Origin of the sequence: Paracoccus endophyticus, from assembly GCF_003286075.1 — a bacterium.
Classification (GTDB): domain Bacteria; phylum Pseudomonadota; class Alphaproteobacteria; order Rhodobacterales; family Rhodobacteraceae; genus Paracoccus; species Paracoccus endophyticus.
On sequence record NZ_QLUV01000031.1, the window covers coordinates 2,501 to 6,815 of the forward strand.

Annotated in this window: 1 protein-coding gene, 1 tRNA gene and 2 rRNA genes; 3 read left to right on the top strand and 1 reads right to left on the bottom strand. The window is 58.6% G+C overall.

Going from position 1 to position 4,315, the window contains the following annotated elements; all coding sequences use genetic code 11:
* Nucleotides 1-127 precede the first annotated feature (127 nt).
* From DPQ23_RS14855 to DPQ23_RS14865, 3 genes are all read left to right on the top strand, one after another.
* Nucleotides 128-2,957, top strand: a 23S ribosomal RNA gene (locus DPQ23_RS14855).
* Between the two features lie 104 nt (nt 2,958-3,061).
* Nucleotides 3,062-3,176 (top strand): 5S ribosomal RNA (gene rrf, locus DPQ23_RS14860).
* Nucleotides 3,177-3,229: 53 nt separating this feature from the next.
* Nucleotides 3,230-3,306, top strand: a tRNA-Met gene (locus tag DPQ23_RS14865).
* Here DPQ23_RS14865 and DPQ23_RS16215 read toward each other — a convergent pair.
* Nucleotides 3,263-4,315 carry a recombinase family protein gene (locus DPQ23_RS16215; protein WP_420818593.1) on the bottom strand — a complete coding sequence of 351 codons (1,053 nt, stop codon included), beginning with the start codon at nt 4,313-4,315 and terminating at the stop codon, nt 3,263-3,265. The genes DPQ23_RS14865 and DPQ23_RS16215 overlap by 44 nt on opposite strands.

Consider the following 4,315-nt stretch of genomic DNA (forward strand, 5'->3'; position numbering starts at 1 on the left):
ACTAACCAAGTCTTCCCTACGGGGAAGGCGGGAATAGATACATGCTTTTGACCGGAGAGGACGAGCTGGACCGCCGAGGGTACCAGGAGACGACGCAGTGATGTGGGGTCTTTCTTCTTCCGGGTCAAATCAAGCGCGATAAGGGCGTTTGGTGGATGCCTTGGCAGCAAGAGGCGATGAAGGACGTGATACCCTGCGATAAGCCATGGGGAGCCGGGAATAGGCTTTGATCCATGGATCTCCGAATGGGGAAACCCACCTGAAATCCTGTTATTGTCACCCTCGGGTGTCAATAACCGGGTTAACCAGGTACTTGCGACCTGAATACATAGGGTTACAAGAGCGAACCCGGGGAACTGAAACATCTAAGTACCCGGAGGAAAGGAAATCAACAGATACTCCCCTAGTAGTGGCGAGCGAACGGGGACCAGCCGAGCCATGAGAATGACCGGAATGATCTGGAAAGATCAGCCACAGCGGGTGACAGCCCCGTACGGGAAGTTCGATTGGACGCATTAAGTAGGGCGGGACACGTGAAATCCTGTCTGAAGATCGGGGGACCACCCTCGAAGGCTAAGTACTCCTTGCTGACCGATAGCGAACCAGTACCGTGAGGGAAAGGTGAAAAGCACCCCGACGAGGGGAGTGAAACAGTTTCTGAAACCGGACGCCTACAAGCAGTCGGAGCCCCCTTGCGGGGTGACGGCGTACCTTTTGTATAATGGGTCAACGACTTGGTCTGTCTGGCAAGCTTAAGCCGTTAGGTGTAGGCGCAGCGAAAGCGAGTCTTAAAAGGGCGCTTGAGTCAGACGGATCAGACCCGAAACCAGATGATCTAGCCATGTGCAGGATGAAGGTTGGGTAACACCAACTGGAGGTCCGAACCGACACCCGTTGAAAAGGGTCCGGATGACGTGTGGCTAGGGGTGAAAGGCCAATCAAATCTGGAGATAGCTGGTTCTCCGCGAAAGCTATTTAGGTAGCGCCTCGATTGTATTCTCCCGGGGGTAGAGCACTGCATGGATGATGGGGGCCCACAGCCTTACTGAGTCTAAGCAAACTCCGAATACCGGGAAGAACTGATCGGGAGACACACGGCGGGTGCTAACGTCCGTCGTGGAGAGGGAAACAACCCTGACCAACAGCTAAGGCCCCCAATTCGTGGCTAAGTGGGAAAGCATGTGAGACTTCCAAAACAACCAGGAGGTTGGCTTAGAAGCAGCCATCCTTTAAAGATAGCGTAACAGCTCACTGGTCTAGTCAAGAGGTCTTGCGGCGAAGATGTAACGGGGCTCAAGCCACGAGCCGAAGCTTTGGATGCACAGCGATGTGCGTGGTAGCGGAGCGTTCTGTGATAGAGAGCGCTGCCTCTTCTGTCCCTCGGGACAGCGGAGGCATTGTTCTGACTGTGAAGCCGGGGCGTGAGCCATCCGGTGGAGTGATCAGAAGCGAGAATGTTGACATGAGTAGCGACAAACAGGGTGAGAGACCCTGTCGCCGAAAGTCCAAGGGTTCCTGCTTAAAGCTAATCTGAGCAGGGTAAGCCGACCCCTAAGGCGAGGCCGAAAGGCGTAGTCGATGGGAACCAGGTTAATATTCCTGGGCCAGGAGGACGTGACGGATCATCAGGGTTGTTCGATCTTAACGGATTGATCGGGCAGCTGCGTGGTCCCTGGAAATAGCCCTCCATGAGATCGTACCCTAAACCGACACAGGTGGACTGGTAGAGAATACCAAGGCGCTTGAGAGAACCACGTTTAAGGAACTCGGCAAAATACCTCCGTAAGTTCGCGAGAAGGAGGCCCTGTTCGCAGGCAACTGTGGGCAGGGGGCACAAACCAGGGGGTGGCGACTGTTTACTTAAAACACAGGGCTGTGCGAAGCCGTAAGGCGACGTATACAGTCTGACGCCTGCCCGGTGCCGGAAGGTTAAAAGGAGAGGTGCAAGCCTTGAATTGAAGCCCCGGTAAACGGCGGCCGTAACTATAACGGTCCTAAGGTAGCGAAATTCCTTGTCGGGTAAGTTCCGACCTGCACGAATGGCGTAACGATCTCCCCGCTGTCTCAAACGTGGACTCAGCGAAATTGAATTGCCCGTGAAGATGCGGGCTTCCCGCGGTTAGACGGAAAGACCCCATGCACCTTTACTACAGCTTCGCACTGGCATCAGGATTGCGATGTGCAGGATAGGCGGTAGGCTTTGAAGCGGGGACGCTAGTCCTCGTGGAGCCGCCCTTGAGATACCGCCCTTCGCACTCTTGATGTCTAACCGCGGCCCGTTATCCGGGTCCGGGACCCTGCGTGGTGGGTAGTTTGACTGGGGCGGTCGCCTCCCAAAGAGTAACGGAGGCGCGCGAAGGTTGGCTCAGAGCGGTCGGAAATCGCTCGTTGAGTGCAATGGCAGAAGCCAGCCTGACTGCAAGACTGACACGTCGAGCAGAGTCGAAAGACGGCCATAGTGATCCGGTGGTCCCGAGTGGAAGGGCCATCGCTCAACGGATAAAAGGTACGCTGGGGATAACAGGCTGATGATGCCCAAGAGTCCATATCGACGGCATCGTTTGGCACCTCGATGTCGGCTCATCTCATCCTGGGGCTGGAGCAGGTCCCAAGGGTATGGCTGTTCGCCATTTAAAGAGGTACGTGAGCTGGGTTTAGAACGTCGTGAGACAGTTCGGTCCCTATCTGCCGTGGGTGTAGGATACTTGAGAGGAGTTGCCCCTAGTACGAGAGGACCGGGGTGAACGTTCCACTGGTGGACCAGTTGTCGTGCCAACGGCAGTGCTGGGTAGCTATGAACGGACAGGATAAACGCTGAAGGCATCTAAGCGTGAAGCCCCCCTCAAAACAAGGTATCCCTTGAGAGCCGTGGAAGACCACCACGTCGATAGGCCGGAGATGTAAGCGCGGTAACGCGTTCAGTTGACCGGTACTAATGGCTCGATAGGCTTGATTTGATCCGGAAGAAGACAGATCCGCCGAAAGGCAATCGTCGCTTCCGTCAAAAGCAACTTGGACAATGCAGGCCCGAACGGGCCGACGCTGAGCGTTTCTTTCCCGGTCTGGTGGCCATAGCACGAGCGAAACACCCGATCCCATCCCGAACTCGGCCGTTAAGCGCCGTCGCGCCAATGGTACTGCGTCTCAAGACGTGGGAGAGTAGGTCACCGCCAGACCTGGAAAGAAACGAAACCCTCTCCGAACAAAACGCCGATCAGACAAACCCTGGCGCGGGGTAGAGCAGCCCGGTAGCTCGTCAGGCTCATAACCTGAAGGTCACAGGTTCAAATCCTGTCCCCGCAACCAACACTGTTTCTTCAATAAAATCAATGTCTCCATCACCTGCCTCGGCGGGTGCTTTGGCATGTCTGGCCGCAGGCGCCTGCCGGAGCGGCCGTCCCGTCGCCAGGCAGAGCAGCCCCGCCAGTGCCCCGTGAAGGTCGATGGCCAGCCGCGGGGCGCCGTCTTCAGCCGTGACCGGCACCAGCACGACCGTCTCCACCAGCGCCCGCAGCGCGTCCTTCGCGTCCTCGGCACCGGCCGGTGCCGAGAGGCCGCGGATCAGCTGGCCGACGCGGTCGCGGTAGGTCTTCGCCATGCCTGGATGGAACCGGACCGGATCCGGGGCAGGGGCCGAGGCCAGAGCCCGCTCCAGTGCCTTGCGCCGTCCATCGAGCTCGATCATCCGGTCCTTGACCTGGTCGGCCGGAACCCCGGCGATGATCGCATCGACCCGCTTCCTGTGATCGGCACTGACCTGACGCAGTTCCGTCTCGAGGCCTGCCCGCCCGGCATTCGCCTGCGCCTGCAGCCGGTTCCTCTCGGTCGTGTATTCCTGGCAGAAGATCGCGACGGCCTGCGGATCCATGAGGTGATGCTCGAGGGCGTTCAGGACCGCGCTGTCCAGGTCTTCGCGCCGGATCCTGGCCCTGTTGGTGCAGACCGCCGGTCCCTTGTTGCGGGCCGCCGAGCAGCCGAAGCTGTCCTTCGAGATCTTCGAGAACCCGGCGCCGCAGCCGCCGCAGTGCATCAGTTCCGAGAACAGGAACTTCGGCCGGCGCCGGTCCCGGACCGGAACATCGGTGTTCTTCGACGTAAGGGCGCCCTGACGGCTGCGCCCCTGGTCCCAGAGGGCATCGTCGATGATCCGCAGGTCCGGCCCCTCGGTGATCACCCACTCGGTCTCCGGGTTGAGACGGGAGATCCGCTTGCCGGTGCCCGGATCCTTGACATAGCGAAGCCGGTTCCAGACCTGGCGCCCGATGTAGAGTTCGTTGTTCAGGATCCCGGTGCCGCGCTCGCGGTTGCCGTGGAT